The following is an 18,402-nucleotide window of genomic DNA, read 5'->3' on the forward strand; positions in this document are numbered from 1 at the left end:
TCTCCTTTAGTGTTTCCATGAATAGTTGCTTCATCACATCAGCCACATGATAGCGCCGTCACATTCTATTTTGCGTGACGTGAACAGTTCGATGACTTCCGCATTGGTCTGGGCGTGCAGAGACCATTCTGAAATGGAGAACCTGCCGCCTCCCGCCACCAGCATGGGCAGCATCATCTGATCCGTCAGATGCTCATCCAATACCGCGTTGCTGTCCAGGTAGGTTTTCACCTTCTGGCTGAGCAACTTGGACACCAGCTCCGCCCGTCTTCGCACCTGACCCAGTTCGGAAAGACAGATACGATGGCCGTCGAATTGCAGGTCCACCGCCAGCAGATTGCCGGCGCAGCCTGCTTCCGGCTTGCGTTGCCGTGACTCATGCACCGGGTGTTCGCGCAAAGATAAGTACGCCTGTACTTCCCGCTCGCCCACTTTGCCGGGAATGTTATAGCAGTAGGCGGTCAGGCGGCTGTGGTTCAGCTCGCCGCGCTCTAGCCGCTCAATCGGCTGCAAAGCTTCCGGCTGTATGCGAATGCGCCATTTACCGCCGCCAGCGGGCATAAAGCCCCAACGCTCTGTTTCCACTTCGATTTTAGCTCCCATATCCCGCAGCAGCGGCAGGAAGGAGCGTTCAATTTCCGTAAGAGGCGGTGCGAACGGGTTATGGGTGCCGCCGCCGAATTCCACGGTAGAGGCTCCTTCCGCCTGTAACAGAGGCAGTAATACGGTTTGGAACACCAGCGCCGTGCTGCCTGCGCTACCCACATCGAATTTGTAATCGCCGCCCTTTATCGAGCCGGGTTTGAACGTCAGCCGGGAGGAGCCCAGTTCCGCCCCGTCTACTTTGGCGCCGCATATCGCCTGGGCGGCCTTAACGCAGGTCAGATGCTGACGCATCAGGCCTGGTTTGGGGCGCTTGCCGCGAATATGGTTAATTTCTATTTCTTTGCCGTACAGCATGGCCAGGGTCAGGGAGGATCTCAGAATCTGTCCTCCGCCTTCGCCCATGCGTCCGTCTATTACTATTTTATCCATCTTAAATACCGTACAACTTATTGCGTCAGCGGCATGACGCCGCCTCTCTTCAACCTTTTACGCAAACCACCTGTCTCAGCGTATGCACGACTTCAACCAGGTCGGACTGCGCCGCCATCACGGCGTCGATGTCTTTGTAAGCGGAAGGCGTTTCGTCCACTACCGCCGCGTCTTTTCGGCATTCCACATGCGCTGTGGCGCGAGCGTGCTCTTCTACGGATACGCGCTTTTTCGCCTCGGTGCGGGACATCACTCTTCCTGCGCCGTGGCTACAGCTACAGAAGCTTTCCGCGTTGCCTTTTCCGCGCACGATGTAGGAGCGGGCTCCCATGCTGCCTGGGATAATACCCAGCTGGCCTTCCTGTGCGCTTACTGCGCCTTTTCGGGTCAACCACACGTTTTTCCCGTAGTGGTTTTCCTTCTGCACATAGTTATGGTGACAGTTCACCGCTTCCAGCTCGGCGATTACCGGCTTGTTCAACGTAACCGCCAAGGCGTTCAGCGCCCGTTGCATCATCGCCTGACGGTTGATGCGCGCGAAATCCTGCGCCCAGCCAACAGCTTGCACATAGTCGTTGAAGTAATCGGTTCCCTCCGCCAGATAGGCCAGATCTTTATCCGGCAGGTTTACGAAGAAGCGCTCCATTTCTTTCTTCGCCAGCTTGATGAAATGCTCGCCGATACGATTCCCAACGCCGCGGGAACCGGAGTGCAGCATAATCCATACGTCGTTGTTCTCATCCAGACACACCTCGATGAAGTGGTTACCGGTTCCCAGGGTTCCCAGGTGGTTCACGTTGTTGGTGTTTTTCAAAACCGGGTGCTTTTCGCACAGGATTTTAAAACGATCCGCCAACTCATGAGTCCAACGAGCGCCTACATCCTCTGGAATATCATGCCAGGAACCCCGGTCGCGTCGTCCTGGCTGACGGCCATGGGGTATCGCCGCTTCTATCGCGCTACGCAGCGCTCCCAGAGAGTCCGGCAACTGGGTTGCATGCACGTCGGTCTTCACCGCCATCATTCCACAACCGATATCCACTCCCACCGCAGCGGGAATAATGGCGCCGGAAGTGGGAATAACAGAGCCGATGGTCGCGCCTTTACCTAAGTGCACGTCCGGCATCGCAGCCACCCACTTATGAATAAACGGCAGGGACGCAATGTTTCTTAATTGCTTGCGCGCTTCCGGTTCGAATGGAACGCCGTTGGTCCAGCTTTTGATCGGAACGCCTTTTTCTACGTTAGTTACTTCGTAGGGCATTTGGGGTTTTGTGCTTTGCATCATTCTCAAACCTTTTTGGTGGGACTCGCTTGTCCCGGAGCAACTGTATTTGGATGAATCGCCTTGCAGCAGGTTCATCTTGATACCATTACTATTACAAAAGCTGGGCCAACTTTTCTCATATACTTAACTATATGAAAAATAAGAATATATAGAATATTGTCGAAATATGTCGTTGAATAAATATATCTATTTAGATAGAGATTTATGTTTTTAGATTATCGAATTCCAGATCGAACTTACTCAGATACTGCCGTAGACGATGAGAGTCGTTACTGGAGCTTTTACGCAATCTTGAACGGTTGAAGAGCTGGCGCCCCGCCTCCGACAAGGAGCGGCTATCACGGCAGAGCGCAATCACACTGCGTAACTGATATTGGTCGAAGGCGTCAATTTCCGCCACCTGTTCAGGGGACAGGTAGTCTTCCAATGGCGGCAGAGACTCCTGAGCGCTGCTGCGTCGCCAGAATCGCCGTAGACGGTCGCACTCTTCATCCACCAGCGTTTCGTTGATGCGGCCGCCTTCAGAGAGTGTGGCCATGCGCTGTACACAGGCGTTCAGGTCGCGGAAATTACCTTGCCATAAGGAATCCGGTTGTTGCGCGAAATGCAGAAATCTGGCCCGGGCGGCTTTATTGAAGCTGACCTTATGACCTAACTGCTGCTCGGCTTTTTGTAGCTCATACTCCAGGTTAGGCTCTATGTCTTCGCGGCGGTCTTTTAATCCGGGGAGTTCATAACTCCACAGATTGATGCGGGCCAGCAGGTCCTCCCGAAAGCTGCCATTGTCAACCTGCTTCTGCAGGTCGCGATTGGTGCCGGCAATAAGCTGGAAGTCGCTGTGCGCAGGATTGTCGGAACCGACGGGGTAGAAGCGCTTCTCTTCAATGGCGTGTAACAACATCGCCTGTTCATCCAGGCCCAGTTCGCCGATTTCATCCAGGAACAGCAATCCCTGATCGGCTTTGGCGAGCAGGCCCTTGCGAGCGGTCTGCGCACCGGTGAAAGCGCCCTTGTTGTGGCCGAACAGCGCCGACATAGCGCTGTCGCCACGTAGCGTGGCGCAGTTGACTGATACAAATTCACCTCTGACGGAGCCGCGGATTTTCTTCAGCTCAAAAATCTTGCCGGCGAGCTGGGATTTGCCTGCCCCAGTGGGGCCGGTGATCAGAATCGGCGCCTGGGAGCGAATCGCCACCCGTTCGATTTGCTGGATCATGGCGTTGAAGCGGGCGTTGCGGGTCGCTATGCCTGATTTGAGAAACTCTGTCCCTTCCAACTGCTGGCGCCTGAAGCGTGAGCTGATGGCGTCGTATTTGGAGAGGTCGAGATCAATCAGATGATATTTTCCAGCGGCGACGCGCTCGCCCCGGTCTGGAGAGGTCTGCAAAATCTGCGCGGGAATGTAATTCGCTTCACATAGCAGGAACCAGCAAATCTGCGCAACATGAGTGCCGGTGGTGATATGCAGTAGATAACGCTCTTCATCTGGCTTGAAAGGATAGTTTTCGGCGAAATCCAGCAGCGTGCTGTAAACCTGTTCGAAGTCCCAGGGATCGCTGAAACTGACCTGGCGCAGGCTCACTTCTGTATCCGGCGATACAGTCTCGATATCCGCGCCCACGTTATTGGCCAGGCGTGAGTCTCTGGCGTCATGCAGCAGCTCTATGCGATCAATCAGCAGGTCCTGTTGCATGAATATGCCGACGGTCGGTCTCCAGGTTTCCCAGCGCGCAGGCCCCTTGCCGCGTTTATCCATGGTGGTGCCCAGCAGACCGATGACTACGTTTTTCATATGATCTTTTTCGATAAATGGTTACAGACAGCGATCATATTCTCCGAAGGCCGAGAGGAAGGCAACTTGATAGCTGGAGTGTATGTTTGTAGGGATTAAGGTGGAGAGGGGCGGGAAGTCTATGGGTGAGTATAAAAAAGGCCGCGCAAAGGCGGCCACAGGGGTTTATGAGATCGTTAAGTTCTAACCGCCGCCATTTTGACGGTGGCGAAATGCTCATTGGTCAACTTGACCAGAATGGGCGACAACAGCAATAGCGACAGCAGGTTGGGGATGGCCATGAAAGCGTTGAAGACATCGCCGACCAACCAGACGAATTCCAGCTGCGCCAGCGCGCCGATCATGACGCACAGGGTGCTTAGCAGACGGTAAGGAATAATCGCGGCGGAGCCCATCAAGTACTCCCAGCATTTCTCGCCGTAATAAGCCCAACCGAGGATGGTGGTGAAGGCGAAAACGATCAACTGGATCGCCAGCAGATATTCGCCGAACCCCGGCATCGCCGCCGCAAACGCGCTGGCGGTGAGCGCTGCGCCGGACATGCCGCTTTCCCAGACGCCGCTGGTGATCAACGCCAGGCCGGTCAGGGTGCAGACAATAATGGTATCGATGAAAGTACCCATCATGCCGATAAGACCAGAGGTCACCGGGTCAGAGGTTTTCCCCGCCGCCTGCGCGATACCTGCGGTGCCAAGGCCGGCTTCGTTGGAGAAAATGCCTCGGGCGACGCCGTAGCGAATCGCCATCATCACTGCAGCGCCGGCGAATCCGCCTGTAGCGGCGGTGGGAGAGAAAGCGTGGGTGAAGATCAGGTCGAAAGCGTGAGGGATACGATCAGAGAACGTGAACAGGATATAAAAGGCGCAAAGAATATAGGAGATGCACATGGTGGGCACCAGCGCTTGCGCCACAGCGCCGATGCGTTTGATGCCGCCGAGCAATACGAAGCCAATCAGCACCGTCATGACGACGCCGGAGGCGGCGGCGGGGATGCCGAAGGAGGTGTTCATTACCTCTGCGATGCTGTTGGATTGCACCATGTTGCCGGCGCCGAATCCCGCCAGACCGCCGAACAAGGCGAAAGCGCCGCCCAGCCAGGCCCATTTGGGGCCCAGGCCGTTTTTGATGGCGTACATGGGGCCGCCAACATATTCACCGTTCTCGTCTTTTTCACGAAAGCGCACCGCCAGTACGACTTCCGCATATTTGGTCGCCATGCCCACCAGAGCGGTGGCCCACATCCAGAACAGCGCGCCTGGCCCGCCGAGCGCCAGCGCCGTGGCGACGCCGGCAATGTTTCCGGTGCCCACTGTCGCAGCCAGGGCGGTCATCAGTGCGGCGAAAGGACTGATTTCCCCAGGGTCCCGAGTATCCGGCTTACGACCTCTCCATACCAGTTGCAGGCCCAGCTTGAGCGTAAATAAGGGCATGAACTTTAAACGGCATTGTAAAAACAGCCCTACGCCCAGAATAAGAATGAGCATGGGGGGGCCCCATACGAAGTCATTCAGGTCGGATACCAGCTTATGAATAGTTTCCAAGGGATTTTCTCCTCTCTTTATTTATCAGGCGGCGCTGTGGAGGGCGCTGCGCTGCTTCCCATACGGTTTTTGAAAGACGCGGCATCGCGTCGGGTCACAGCTCCCGACGTGCGCCAGACACAGGATATGGATCAAGCGTGCGTCCAATGGTTCGCCGTCCTCATTGAGAACGGCGGCGAAGCGGAGCTCCATCCGCCAGCGACGGTCCCTCAAATAGCAGTGGTTGTCAGTAGCGGTCTATTCCCAGTCCCTCAGTGTCAATCTCGGGTTGGCGTCCAGATACAATATCCGCCATGACGCGCCCCGTTCCCGCCGCCATGGTCCAGCCCAGGGTGCCGTGGCCGCTGGCGACATAAAGTTTGTTGATGGGCGTCGCCCCAACGATAGGAGTTCCGTCTGGAGTCATGGGGCGCAGTCCGGTCCAGAATTCGGCTTCGCCATTGGCGTAGCCGGTTCCGAACAGGTCGTTCGCCACAAACTCCAATGTGTTCTTTCTGGCTTGATGCAGGCGCAGGTCATAGCCCGCCAGCTCCGCCGTTCCTCCGACCCGTATACGGTCGCCCAGGCGGGTGACGGCTACTTTGTAGGTTTCGTCCAACAGCGTCGACTCGGGCGCCCGTTCTGGGTTTTTCACCGGCAGAGTAATCGAATAGCCTTTCACCGGAATGATGGGGGCTCTGAGTCCCAGGGGCTTCAGCAACAGGGGAGTGTAGCTGCCGAGCGCGACGATATAAGCGTCCGCCTGCAACGGGCCCTGATCCGTTTGCACGGATACGATTGCATCGCCGTTTTTTTCCAGCCCACGGATGACCACGCCTTGTTTAAATACGACGCCTTTTTCTTCCGCCAATGCGGCTAAAGCTTGCGTGAATTTGAAGCAGTCCCCAGTCTCGTCGCCGGGCAGACGCAGTCCGCCGCTGATCTTGTCTCTGACAGAGGCGAGTCCTGGTTCGTACTTGATGCAGCCGTCGCGGTCCAGCAACTCATAAGGAACGCCAAAGGATTCTAGAATTTGGGTGTCCGCCAAAGCGGCGTCGACCTGCTGTTGCTTGCGGAATAATTGAATGGTGCCGCGGCTGCGTTCGTCGTAACTGACGCCAGTGTCGGCGCGCAGCTGTTTGAGTACGTCGCGGCTGTATTCGGCCAGTCGCAACATGCGTGATTTATTCTGGTAGTAGCGGTGAGAGTTTGCGTTAGCCAGGAATTGCGCTGTCCAGCGCCAAAGGTCGGGGTTCAGACTGGGGCGAACTACCAGTGGACGATGCTTCATACACAGCCACTTGATCGCCTTTAACGCAATCCCTGGCGCCGCCCAGGGCGCAGAGCAGCCGGGGGAAATCTCGCCAGCGTTGCCGTAACTGGTTTCCAATGCAGGACCGGTTTGACGGTCGACAACAGTTACTTCATGACCCAGCTGAGCCAGATGATATGCGGTGGAAACGCCGATGACGCCGCTGCCCAGGATAATTACACGCATTTATTGTCCTTGTTGTCTCGCTTTGACTTCGCTGCGCGGCTCGCTGGACGCGCAGGCTGCGCCATTAAATAACAACCGTATATAAATCTGCATAAGTAATTCCCATAGTTGTGCATGGAGAATTTGGCGTTTAGGTTGCCGAATTGTGCAATAAATAACCTGATCAAAAAAGATAATTAGCTATTCAATTTGATAACATATTCTCACTTTGGGATTGATCTCTTACATGCTTCGCGTGCAATAAAATTCAGATAAATGCTTTTAAAACATAAACATAAAAAAATATTCGCCGCTCTAAAAATATTGGCGCGATCTTTGTTCTGTGAAGGGTGAGAAGAAAGGGCGCGAAGGCGAAAAGGCGAGCCGCCGGCAAACGATTAAGGCAGCCGGTGAAGGGTAATACCGAGACCATTTGGCGTATTGACGAAATTTGAGGATGCAGGTCCGGGCTCGTTGTGGGGTTCGCGACTGGCGCGCGTTGTAGGTCAATACCGCTTCGGAGTAATGCCTGAAGTTTTGGTTATTGTGGGTTCGAGTCCCACCGCGTCCACCATATTAGAAGTAACAATAGGAGTGGCGACAATGGAAAAGCGGATACAGGAAACCCTGGAGCGGATCGAGTGGGAGCACGATGTGAAGGTGCTTTACGCGTGTGAATCAGGCAGCCAGGCCTGGGGATTCGCTTCCCGGGATAGTGATTATGACGTTAGATTTATCTATCAGCGCTCACTGTCCCACTATTTATCGTTAGGCAAGCGGCGGGATGTGATTGAGCTCCCGATAGATGATGAACTAGATGTCAGCGGCTGGGATATCAGCAAGGCTTTGACGCTGTTACGCAGCGGTTCGGCGACGCTGCAGGAATGGCTTAACTCGCCAATTGTATATAGTCGGGACGTAGTGTTCCTTGCGCAAATGAAGTATCTGGCGTCGCTGTCCGCGCGTCCAGCATCCTTGTTTTATCACTACTTCTCCATGGCGCGTAATGAGCGCGAGAGGCTGGCGGCGGGCGAGGTCAACGCCAAGCGCTATGCCTATATGCTGCGCACGTTGCTGGCGGCGATGTGGGTGGCGGAACATCGGACGCCTCCACCAGTGCGCTTCTATGAATTGAAGGCGCGCATGCTGGGCGGCGGTCCGATAGTGACGGAAGTTGATGCATTGCTGGAGCGCAAGGCGATGGGGAATGAAAAGGAAGTTATCAGACCTGCCTTAGCGATAGACTGCTTTGCGGATGCTCAGTTTGAGGCGTTGGAGACAGTGCGTTTTGAACCTGTGGACAAGCTCGATCTTGAAACCATGGATCGATTTTTCATGCAGATGCTAAACGCCGCTTAGCCTCTACAATTAGGGCCGGAGTTTTCCGGCCTTTCCCTCCACACACTGTTCTGTGACTGCGAAGCATTGGCGCAGCGCGCATTTCGGCTATACTTTCATCAGAATTCTCTTTAAATCTGAGCCATTTAGCAGTTGAGAAACGGTGGGTGCAAACAGATAGCAATAACAAGAGGCAACTCAACAAGCTCGCTGTGGGAGGCGTCGTCCTGGCGTTGACGATTCTGACCATACTGGCGTATTGGTATCATCGGCGCTCAGCGGAAGTCGAATGGCTGGGGCTTAATCCCGATCCAGATGCGCAGACGCTGGTGTCTCCTTCGCAACCTCAGGGACTGCCGCCGGATATCTTCACTACCGAGCCGCAACACCGCACATTTGATGGCGATGTCGTCTACGTTACGCCTTTGCCGGGCGGCCAACTCTGGCTGGCTCGCCGCAATCCCGTGTCCACGTTCGTCTTGACGGCGATTCTGCGCACTATCCCGGTATTGCTGTTACTGGCTAGTCTTGTCGTGCTCGGATATTACATCTGGAAAACCCGTATTTTCGCGGAACGGGTGAAAGAGCTGATTATGTATGACCCCGTCACCAAAGTATTGAACTGGCGATTTGCGGAAGAGCGCTGCACGCAGATGGTGAAGCATTGTCGTCGCTACAAGGAGGAGTTCAGTTTTCTTGTGCTGGATGGCGACCACTTTATCTGGATCAACGACAACTTCGGGCCGGAAGCGGGGGATGAAGCGTTGATATTCCTGGCGGAAACCATCAAGAACGTAATTCGTGAGGTGGATATTCTGGGACGCTACGGCGGCGAAAAGTTTGTGATTGGGTTGCCTTCTACCGACCTCAATGGCGCGGTGGTGGTCGCGGAGCGCATCCGGCAACTGTTTGAGCAATGCAAACCCACCAGCTACGACGTGCGCTACAGCGTCAGCATCGGCTGCGCCCAACTCATTCGCAATGAAGACCTGCATGACACTATCAAACGGGCCACCCACGCCCTGTATCGGGCCATAAAAGGCGGGCGCAATCGCGTCGCCGCCTCCAAGAACCATGAAGCCGCCGCCTGACGGGGGGCTTGTTTTAAACTCTCCTTTCGCATTTGCGCGTCGTCGCGAACTATACTTGGATTAACTGCTGGTTGAACGGATAAGACGACCTTTATCCAACTTGCCTTTCACTTGCGGCCATGGAGGACGTCACATGAACGCCGGGACTACGCTGTACAGACGCGTCTTTCTCAAGCTTGTGCTGGGAGCGTCGTTGTGGCCCTTGCATGGAGCGCGCGCGGATGATCTTGATAGCGATTCTTGCAGCGTCACGCAGGCGGCGCCGGAAGGCCCCTTTTATGTGCGCAACGCGAGAGAAACCGCCTATATTAACTACCGCAATCTTCCTGGTCGCTTGATGAGAGTAGAGGGAGAAGTGCTAGGAGGCCCACTGGGCGATCTTCCTTTGCCGGAGGCGCGCGTCGAGATCTGGCACGCTGACGGCGATGGTCGTTATCACCCTGCGGGCGACGGCGACGTCAGTGAGTATTCTCTGGATGCAGTGAACCTGCGTGGCGTGGGTTATACCGACGCCATGGGCCGCTATACGTTCCACAGTATTGTCCCGGGAACCTATGGGGGGCGTCGCAGGCATATCCATTGGAAGTTCAGCGCGCCGGGATATCGCACCCTGACGACGCAAAGCTATTGGCGTGAGGATCAGGGCGGCGCTCAGGCGTTAACGGATGTGGTTGATCGTAACCCGGACCGCTGTCGATGGTTGGACTTCTCGATTGATCGGAAAGGCATTCAGGTCGGCGTCTTTAATGTGGTTTTAAAGCCGTTGCAGTAACCTTCGCAGTTGATTTACACCGCCAAGCTGTACACAGCTCGTGACGTGCGTGGATGCGCGTTGACGGGTTTATAAAAAAGGACGTACGCATACAAAAGGATTGATATATGAAAATTGCATTGGCATCTCCGCCGATCCCGAAGTCTGTCGATAATGCGCTGCAGTGGGTGGACCGTCTGGTCACGGAGGCGACCCTGTCGAAGGTGGACCTGATATGTTTTCCAGAAGCTTATGTGCCGGGAATTCGAGGCATGGACTTCAAAGTTGAAAACTGCTCGCCAAGGAAAATGCAGTCAGCGCTGGACCGAATTTGCGATCTGGCGCGTAAAACCTCCACAAACATCATACTTCCCATGGAGTGGCCAACTCCAGAAGGGCGTCGCAATGTCGCCTTTGTCGTGGATCGCCGCGGCGTGCTGTTGGGACGGCAGACGAAGAATCATCTGGAGCAGGGGGAAGAGGCCTATTTCATCCCGGGGTCCCGGCGCCAGCTGTTTGACGCGGATGGCGTAAAGTTCGGCATTGTGATCAGCCATGAAGGGTGGCGTTGTCCTGAAACGGTGCGATGGGCGGCCAGTCGCGGCGCCAAGATCGTCTTTCATCCCCATTTTACGGGCAGTCATTTCAAAGGAGTGAAGCTGACGCAATGGGGAAAGCTGGAAAACCCGTTCTACGAGCGGGCCATGCAATGTCGCGCTATCGAAAACACGGTTTTTTTCGCCAGCGTCAACTACGCCATGGACTTTCAGGGCTCCGCCACCACATTGATCGCGCCTGATGGCGCTTGTGTGGCCTATCAACCTTATGCGGAAGTGGGTGCGTTGGTGATTAATATCGACGTCAGGGACGCCACCGGGATCAACGCCCGGCGCTACGCCCCTGAACGGGATCTGGAGGAGGCCTGAGGTCAGTCCCAGCTCCAGCGCTGTGACTTGCCGCCGTGATACTCCCACAAATGCGCGCGCTGGCCATCGCCCCAGAACGGGTCTTTGATGTCCAGCGCCATGTTTGTGGCGTTGGAGATGCGGAAGCTGTTGCTGGGCCCTCGCAGCCAAACCTGATTGGACCCGCCGTGGCAACTCCACAGCACGATGCGGGTTCCTTTCTCAGTACCGGCGCCGGACACGTCGATGCACTTGTCCGGCGCCGATTTGGCGTGGATCATGCCGTATTGATCCCGCCACCATAGCTGACTATCGACGCCGTGACAGGACCATTGATGGATCTCCACGCCGTTATGGGTTTCGCGGCCTTCGAGGTCCAGGCATTTGCCTTTGTCATTGCGCAGCTTGCGCCACACTACGGCGCCATCGTCTCCCGGCAGGGTGACCGCAGGCTGATCGCCCGGCGACCAGATCCCTTCTTGCGCCAAGTCAGAATAATTCAGCCACACATTGGCGTAGCCCATTGCCGCCTTGGCGTTCTGCAGCATTTGGTTCTGGTAGCCGTTTTTCGGTGTGGCGAAGCGATAATCGCCGCCGAACTCCTGTTGGCAGAAGAACTCGCCCTGTTCCCAGATTGCATTGCTCTGCGTAACCGCCCAGGCGTCGCTGATTTTGCTGTAACAGGCGAAAGGACGCACGTTGCTGCAGGCGGCGTCATTGAAGCGGCCGTTGCCCCATTGCTCGGCGCAATGCTCGTTGTTATTGGCGTTGTTGGGCTCATTCTGGTCCCAACTCCATACTGCGGCGGTCATGCGTTCGTCAAAGGCTTTCAGCTGATCAAGACCGACGATGCCCAGGCTGCAGCGCGCGGCCTGCGCCATTAATTCCGGAGTGATCGGCTGTGGCGGGTCGCCGAATACATCGGATAGGCGGGTGCTGTCCTCAAAGATGCGAACCAGATTATTCTGCACGAAATTCACATCGTATTTGTCCGTGCGGCATTCCGGGTAGGGATGGAAATGGTCATTATCGGTGGGAAAGCCATAGTTGTAGACCGTCTGCGCCCAGGCGTCCGAGCCGCAATTACCGCCGATCAGCAGCACTTGCCCGCCGCTGTTGAGAATGTCCGCTTTGCTGATGTTCATGGGCAGCGTGGCGCAATTGCCCGGCTTGTATATCAAGTCTCCCATCTGCCGGTTCAGCGCCGCCACGGCGTCATCGTAGCGGCCGTCCACATGTTCTTCGAGATAGATGATCAATACTTCACCGCGATTACCGTCCTGTCGCAACCAGGTAGCGACCTCTTTCAGGCCGTCCTCAAAACGGCGGTCAAAAGCGGAGCAGCCAGTGTGTTCATTGGTTCCGTGACATAGCTTCAGGTCGCCGTAGGTGTAATGAATGTCCAGCTCCAGAGCGCGGATGCCCATATCCAGCTGATCCACCAGACTGTAAATGTGGTTGGGGTCCCAGTAGCTGCCCAGGTTGGCGTAGGCGGAGGAGTTATAACTGTTATGTGTATAAGGAAAGTTAGTGCGGCCCAGTGGTTCTCCCAGGTCCAGGGTGCGTTGGTGCGTTAGGGCGCGGTAAGTCCAGCTGTTGCGGAAGTCTTCAATCTCGTTCGCGCAGACCGAAGACGCGACCGCCGCTATCACTGCGGCGTATGCGAGTTTTTTCATGAGAGGTATCCCTATCTTATCGTTATTTTGCCAGGGGCTTTTTATATCCAGCTCAGGTTACAACTCAGGTACAGGCTTTAACTGTGCGGATACAAAGATAAGGTTACAAAGTGTTCTATTTTCTTCCAATGCAATGGGCTTGAAATGCTTGGCGGGTCACAAATTGAGCGGTATTTGGTCTGTATGACTATGCATCCGCTATGCCACACATTGTTACAAATACGTACGCAGGCCGCCGCTTTTTTGTGAACAAAAATTAACCAGTTTGCGGGCGCCAACTAGCGGAATTTATGGTCCAAACTGAAAAAGAGACCGTAATTTTTGGCGCAGCAGGAACAACAATACTCCCAAAAAACTGAGGAGGTGACGTATGAGTACTAAACAATCAGTAGGCTTTATCGCTGGTTTAGCGCTAGCGGTGTCCAGCTCTTTTGTTCTGGCCAGTGATGGAAGCATCGCTAACACCAGAGCGGAAAATCTTGAAGTTCAAAATATGGACGAGATGATCGCGGAGTATTATATCGAAAAAGGTGAAGCAACCGCCGCGGGTCCTCAATCTCAAGACATGCGTAGCATGCGCTATGAAAACAGAAGGAGCAGCGAATATCCTAATGCCCACCAACGCAAATGGGAACAAGTCGGAAACGACTGAAAATAGCCTTTGTTCCCTATGATCTCCTTCTCAGGTGGACAAAGGATTCGAGTATGTGCTCGTGAGAGACAGGGACTGGCGGCAAGGAGTCGTTGGTCCCTTCTTCATTATTGAATCAGAACTTCTTCGTAGAGGGTTCGCGGCGCAACTTGGTGAAAGATTGCGGTTCCCAGGGTCGTATCGCCATGACGAAGGCGGTGCCAAATTTATCGTTCAGCGGGATGGCTTCATCCTCCGCCACCAAGGCGTGAAACTCCGCCGCCAGACGTTGCATGCGACGCTGAATTTCCGCGTTCGAACGTCGTGACAGCATTCCACTCAGGAAAAGACGGCTTTCTCCATTCTTGTTGAAGCGCGATTGCAGAAATTCGTTTTGCACTTGTTGCTCAAAGAATTGCTGGATGGGGCCATGAGGGCGCCAGGAGAAATGTCGGGAGATTTTCAATTTCACCCGGTTGCCCGGCAATAATTCAATCAGCTTCATACGGTCCAGCTTGGCCAGTAGACGCACGCCTTCCAGTTCTTCGATCTGATAGGTGCTGATGATTTCCTTGAAGGTCCATTTATTCAGCAGTAGTTGCGCGGTGAGCAACAGATTGATATCGCCGGCCAGGTCCTTTTCCTGCTCCTCCGTCAGTTCCGTAATTTCTCCAGAACTGTTTTCCATACTGCGCACCAGATCGGATATTTCGATACCGAGGAACTCGCAAACCCGGTCCAGCCGCTGCAGCGAAAAGCTGCGTTCGGAGAATAAGCGCTTGACGCTGGCCTCCGATAACTCCAACGCGGCGGCGACGTCAGCGTAGGTTTTCCCTTGGGCTTTGAGGGTGCGTTTGAGAGTGTCGATCAAAGCGATGGTCTGCGGCATAACAATCCTTCCGGGGGGACAGCGGACCCAAATAATAGCCCTGTCACAGGGTGACGTCGAGAGAGGAGGAAGATTGGGCCCTGCCTGAACGCGCCAGGGTCGTGCTGACCCTGGCGGAATAAAAGCGCTGACGGCTTGCGGGGCTAGCCCGCCAGCGTCATGTGGTTATCCCAGCGGGTGCCGGCGACAGACCAATGCTGTTCAACTTTCATCGTTGTCGGGTCGACGCGGATGACTTCCCCTTCGCCGCTGCTGGCCAGGAATTCTTTGCCGTCAGGCGTCAACGAGAGTCCGCAGACATCCGGCAGGTTGATCTTCCCAACGCATTTATGTGCGTCCAGGCTCCATAAGGTGATGGAGTCCCCTCTGGGAGAGGTGATGCCCACCACGCGCAGCTGTGAATTGATCACCACGCTGCCGGTGTAATTCTTCAGGCTGCGCCACAGACTGTATTCAGCCGACGCGGCCTGAATTGGCGAACCGGACTTGTGCATGTAGACCAGCGGTGGCGTATCCGTGGGAGGGCCTTCGTACTGGCAGCCGAAGCAGACTGTGCCGTCGTCGGCCACGTCCAAATGGCGAATGCTGAGCTTTTTATTTTCCAGCTCCCAGCGTTCCAATAACGCTCCGCTGGCGATGTCGATATAAGCCAGTGAAGGCTCCATGGCGTCAGGATTCATTTTTTCCCGTGGATTATCCGGGTGTGTCAGGATGCCGCCATTGGCCACTACCAGGGCTTTGCCGTCTGCGGATAAACGCAGCTCGTGCGGTCCGACGCCGCCGCTGGACCACTCACCCAACTGACGGTAGCCGTCCTGGGCGTCGCGAACGCCAATGACGCCGCGGCCGCTGGCGTAATCGTTTTCCGTGGTGTAGAGATAGCGACCATCGCGGGAGTAGCAGGCGTGACCGAAGAAATGTCTGCCTTCCGCGCTGGAGAACTCTTCATAGCTGGGTTCGCCATTCGCCTGACGGCGGACTACCGCCGCAAAGCGGGCGGGACGACGGCCGACCAGGACGAACTCCTCGCCGGAGGGATGGCGCGCCACGCCGTGCCCGCGTCCGGGTAGGGCGTGCTCCATCAGAACGTCGCCTTGCAGACTCCACAATATCAGATGGGAGTCGCCGCCAGCGCCATTCACGGATGAAAACAGCGCGCCTGCAGCGGCGCTGCCGCTGGTCGACTGTTTGGCGGCGAAGGCCCAGCCAGGGACAGCCATAGCCAGTCCGCCGAGCGCCAGTCCGCGAGCCAGTTGCCGACGGGTTAAGGTAAGTTGGGAGTGGTGATTGGGTTTGGTGCGCATATCAGTCCCCATCCTCGCTGTTGAAATCCCGGGTGACGCCGATAGCAGGAAACAGTTCTTTTTCCACGGTCGCCTGCAATTGGCGGAGGGCTTCATGCAGCTTTTTAACCTTGGCGGTTTTTTCCGCGTCATTCACGGCGTCTTCCAGAGCGAAGTCGATCTGCGCCAGTTGCGCATCAACCTCATCCAGCAGTCCGGTGACTTTTTTATGCATGGCGGCGTTATCGCGGGAGAGCAGGAAGTCGTCAAAGCCATAACTGTCGCCGCCCATATAAAAGCGTCTCAGCGCACTGAGATTGTGGCGGATATTGGCGATGGAGTTGCGACTGTGGAAGGACTCCAGCGCTTTCAATTTGGCGGCGCGACCTTCCAGACCCAGCGGCGCCGCCACTTTGTTGGCGGTGATTTGCTGGATGCCGGTCATGAGCCCGTTCAGATACTCATCAACGCCTTCCTGAGGCACGCTGAGATCGCCATCGGCTTCAAAGGGATTTTCGAAATTATCGCCGAAGCCGTCTGTCCATTCCTTTTCCAGCTCCGTCGCCAGCGTAACGCTGTGGTCGGCGATCGCAGTCAGGGCCTGACAGCGGCGCGCGCCGTGATCGGCGGACTGCAGTTTATTCAGGGCGTCTTTGCCGAACAGCAGGTATTCAACTGCAGGCAATCCCTGGATAGCGATACTGCCGTTGTTGATGGCGTCCTGCAGCGGGTCTGGTCCAGACGCCAGCCCTTCTACAGCGCGCTCCAGCAACTTTTCCCGGATAGGCCAGCTTTGCATACGCAGGCGGCGGTCCTGCTCCTGGAGTGGACCGAACTGAATGAGCGATACGCTCATCCAGGTTTGCATAACATCGCGCCATGCCTGTTGCGCTTGCTCAAGAGACTGCGTGTTCGTCGCTTCGCACAGAGCGGACGCTTTGGTTTTGAGCGTCTGGACTCTGGCGCTGAGCTCTTGGTGGGCGGGAACGATCATATTGTTTCTGGCCTGCTTTAGAATCTGCAGGTATTCCTTCTCAAAGCTTTCTCCCGCCGCCATTGAGGACAGCGACAGCGCGGACGCCGTCAGGACGCCAGCGCGGAACAGTCTGAATAGACTTGTCGATTTAGAATTCAAAAGCGGACTCCTCTACAGAGATTCCAAAAACTTCACCAGCGCATCACGATCATCCGCTTTAAACGCCAGCACTTTATCCCGTGATTGCTGCGCCTCGCCGCCGTGCCAAAGCACGGCTTCCAGCAAGCTGCGCGCGCGTCCGTCATGCAGATATGTCGCCTGTGGATTGACGACCTGGCTCAACCCTATGCCCCAAAGCGGCGGCGTGCGCCATTCCGTTGCGGTGGCGTCATGCTCCACCACTTCGTCCGCAGGCGCGGGAGAACCGTTCAGTTTCAGATCCGCCAGATCCGGGCCCATATCGTGGAGCAGCATGTCCGTGTAAGGGAAAATAGTCTGCTCGGATTGTTCGATATGATCTTTGCCCAGCTTCGCAGTGACGAAAGACTCGTTGTGACAGGCGTTGCAGCCGGCCTCTCGAAACAGACGGTGGCCTGTTTGTACGACGCTGTCCTCAATGTTACGACGTGCGGGAACCGCCAGATTGCGGCCGTAAAAGGCGACGAAATCGAGGATGTCGTCGCGAATTTCAATGCCGTTTTCATCCGCGCCATTGGGTGCCTTTTTGCACGCGCTTTGGGCGTCTGTGCAATGGTCTGTGGTAAACAGGGAGGACGTGAGGCCCATGTCGCCATTGAAGGCGCCGGCCGTCTGCTGTTTGACGGTGGGTTGTCCGGCTTTCCAGCCGAAGCGGCCAAGCGTTTGCGCTTTTTGCTCTACGTCCCAAACCTGATTGGTGCGCCCGGATACGCCGTCATGGTTGCTGTCCTGCGGGTCCGCCAGAGCTTCGATATCCGCCTGGGGAATAGCTTCCAGCAGGCCCAGACCGATTACCGGCGGCGCCACTCGTAATGACAATGTCAGGTCGTCCGCAGGATCGCCATAGGCCCAGTTGCGCAGACGCCACTGCGGCCGTCGCAGACTGACCTTGAAGCCGTCGGCGAAGCTGACGGTCTCTTCGTTGTAGCTGACCTCAATATGGGCTTCCGGCGACACTCCGGGAATGGCTCGGTCCTGCAACTGACCGCCGTAAACCGGATCGCCCAGATTGGCCACGTCGGGTTTGTCCAATAACGCCTGCTCTTCAGCGTTACGCGCCGGTCGGCTCAAACGGATCAACAGGCTATCTGCGTCATCCGCAGCGTTGGCGGGAGCATGGCCGCGACCGTCATTGAAGTGACAGCTTTGGCAGGCGCTGACGTTAAACAGCGGTCCCAGACCGTCGCGCAGATCGGTAGTCGCCGGCGCGATGACCCAGGGGTCTTCAAAAAAGTCGTTGCCAATCAGGAAGTCGCCTTTGCGGCGGGAGCTCATGTTGGCGGAGTTCAAACTGAATGCGCCGGCGTGCGTCGCCGGAACGGTCGTGTCTCCGCCGGACTGCTTCTGGGTGGCGAGATCGTATTCCACCGCAGCGGCGCAGGAGGACGCGGTGATCAAAAAAGCGCCCTGTATAAACGCAAAAAAAGCGCCTTGGCGCTTCCCGGGGAGTTTAGATAATGGGTGTGGGTAAAAGGGTGTTGGTCCCGATTTTTTCATTATTTCATCACAGCTAATTATTCAGAGATTACGGCGGTCGGCCAGGGATTTTACC

The 18,402-nt window shown here is 55.8% G+C and carries 15 protein-coding genes; 5 read left to right on the top strand and 10 right to left on the bottom strand.

Features of this window, described 5'->3' with window-relative positions; genetic code table 11:
- Positions 1 to 33: 33 nt before the first annotated feature.
- The 5 genes from rtcA to ACQYWX_RS00830 form a co-directional block, all read right to left on the bottom strand.
- Positions 34 to 1,035 (bottom strand): RNA 3'-terminal phosphate cyclase, encoded by a 1,002-nt coding sequence (gene rtcA, locus ACQYWX_RS00810; RefSeq protein WP_431687561.1) that lies wholly within the window; start codon positions 1,033 to 1,035, stop codon positions 34 to 36.
- Positions 1,036 to 1,084: 49 nt separating this feature from the next.
- The gene (locus ACQYWX_RS00815; RefSeq protein WP_431687562.1) at positions 1,085 to 2,323 is read right to left on the bottom strand and encodes an RtcB family protein; all 1,239 of its coding nucleotides are present in this window, start codon (positions 2,321 to 2,323) and stop codon (positions 1,085 to 1,087) included.
- 202 nt (positions 2,324 to 2,525) lie between these two features.
- The gene (gene rtcR / locus ACQYWX_RS00820; RefSeq protein WP_431687563.1) at positions 2,526 to 4,115 is read right to left on the bottom strand and encodes an RNA repair transcriptional activator RtcR; all 1,590 of its coding nucleotides are present in this window, start codon (positions 4,113 to 4,115) and stop codon (positions 2,526 to 2,528) included.
- 176 nt (positions 4,116 to 4,291) lie between these two features.
- The gene (locus ACQYWX_RS00825) at positions 4,292 to 5,656 is read right to left on the bottom strand and encodes an alanine/glycine:cation symporter family protein (protein WP_431687564.1); all 1,365 of its coding nucleotides are present in this window, start codon (positions 5,654 to 5,656) and stop codon (positions 4,292 to 4,294) included.
- A 226-nt stretch (positions 5,657 to 5,882) separates the two neighbouring features.
- Positions 5,883 to 7,133 (bottom strand): D-amino acid dehydrogenase, encoded by a 1,251-nt coding sequence (locus ACQYWX_RS00830; RefSeq protein ID WP_431687565.1) that lies wholly within the window; start codon positions 7,131 to 7,133, stop codon positions 5,883 to 5,885.
- 582 nt (positions 7,134 to 7,715) lie between these two features.
- Here ACQYWX_RS00830 and ACQYWX_RS00835 point away from each other — a divergent pair.
- From ACQYWX_RS00835 to ACQYWX_RS00850, 4 genes are all read left to right on the top strand, one after another.
- The gene (locus ACQYWX_RS00835; RefSeq protein ID WP_431687566.1) at positions 7,716 to 8,471 is read left to right on the top strand and encodes a nucleotidyltransferase domain-containing protein; all 756 of its coding nucleotides are present in this window, start codon (positions 7,716 to 7,718) and stop codon (positions 8,469 to 8,471) included.
- Between the two features lie 146 nt (positions 8,472 to 8,617).
- Positions 8,618 to 9,541, top strand: coding sequence for a GGDEF domain-containing protein (locus ACQYWX_RS00840; RefSeq protein ID WP_431687567.1), 924 nt, complete (start codon positions 8,618 to 8,620; stop codon positions 9,539 to 9,541).
- Between the two features lie 133 nt (positions 9,542 to 9,674).
- On the top strand, positions 9,675 to 10,313 hold the full coding sequence (locus ACQYWX_RS00845; protein WP_431687568.1) for a hypothetical protein: 639 nt from the start codon (positions 9,675 to 9,677) through the stop codon (positions 10,311 to 10,313).
- A gap of 107 nt (positions 10,314 to 10,420) precedes the next feature.
- On the top strand, positions 10,421 to 11,218 hold the full coding sequence (locus tag ACQYWX_RS00850) for a carbon-nitrogen hydrolase family protein (protein ID WP_216735381.1): 798 nt from the start codon (positions 10,421 to 10,423) through the stop codon (positions 11,216 to 11,218).
- 2 nt (positions 11,219 to 11,220) lie between these two features.
- Here ACQYWX_RS00850 and ACQYWX_RS00855 read toward each other — a convergent pair whose 3' ends face one another.
- Positions 11,221 to 12,873 carry a ricin-type beta-trefoil lectin domain protein gene (locus tag ACQYWX_RS00855; RefSeq protein ID WP_431687569.1) on the bottom strand — a complete coding sequence of 551 codons (1,653 nt, stop codon included), beginning with the start codon at positions 12,871 to 12,873 and terminating at the stop codon, positions 11,221 to 11,223.
- Positions 12,874 to 13,243: 370 nt separating this feature from the next.
- Here ACQYWX_RS00855 and ACQYWX_RS00860 point away from each other — a divergent pair, with 370 nt between their 5' ends.
- Positions 13,244 to 13,525 carry a hypothetical protein gene (locus ACQYWX_RS00860; RefSeq protein ID WP_216735383.1) on the top strand — a complete coding sequence of 94 codons (282 nt, stop codon included), beginning with the start codon at positions 13,244 to 13,246 and terminating at the stop codon, positions 13,523 to 13,525.
- 115 nt (positions 13,526 to 13,640) lie between these two features.
- On the opposite strand, the gene ACQYWX_RS00865 is transcribed toward ACQYWX_RS00860, so the two are convergent.
- The 4 genes from ACQYWX_RS00865 to ACQYWX_RS00880 form a co-directional block, all read right to left on the bottom strand.
- Complete coding sequence (locus ACQYWX_RS00865) at positions 13,641 to 14,393, bottom strand: helix-turn-helix domain-containing protein (protein ID WP_431687570.1); 753 nt, start codon at positions 14,391 to 14,393, stop codon at positions 13,641 to 13,643.
- Between the two features lie 143 nt (positions 14,394 to 14,536).
- The gene (locus ACQYWX_RS00870) at positions 14,537 to 15,697 is read right to left on the bottom strand and encodes a DUF1513 domain-containing protein (protein ID WP_431687571.1); all 1,161 of its coding nucleotides are present in this window, start codon (positions 15,695 to 15,697) and stop codon (positions 14,537 to 14,539) included.
- A 1-nt stretch (position 15,698) separates the two neighbouring features.
- Positions 15,699 to 16,811: an imelysin family protein gene (locus ACQYWX_RS00875; RefSeq protein WP_431687572.1), complete on the bottom strand. Its 1,113-nt coding sequence runs from the start codon at positions 16,809 to 16,811 to the stop codon at positions 15,699 to 15,701.
- Positions 16,812 to 16,823: 12 nt separating this feature from the next.
- Positions 16,824 to 18,248, bottom strand: coding sequence for a di-heme oxidoredictase family protein (locus tag ACQYWX_RS00880; protein WP_431687573.1), 1,425 nt, complete (start codon positions 18,246 to 18,248; stop codon positions 16,824 to 16,826).
- Positions 18,249 to 18,402 lie beyond the last annotated feature (154 nt).

The organism is Hahella sp. NBU794, assembly GCF_050749805.1.
GTDB lineage: Bacteria > Pseudomonadota > Gammaproteobacteria > Pseudomonadales > Oleiphilaceae > Hahella.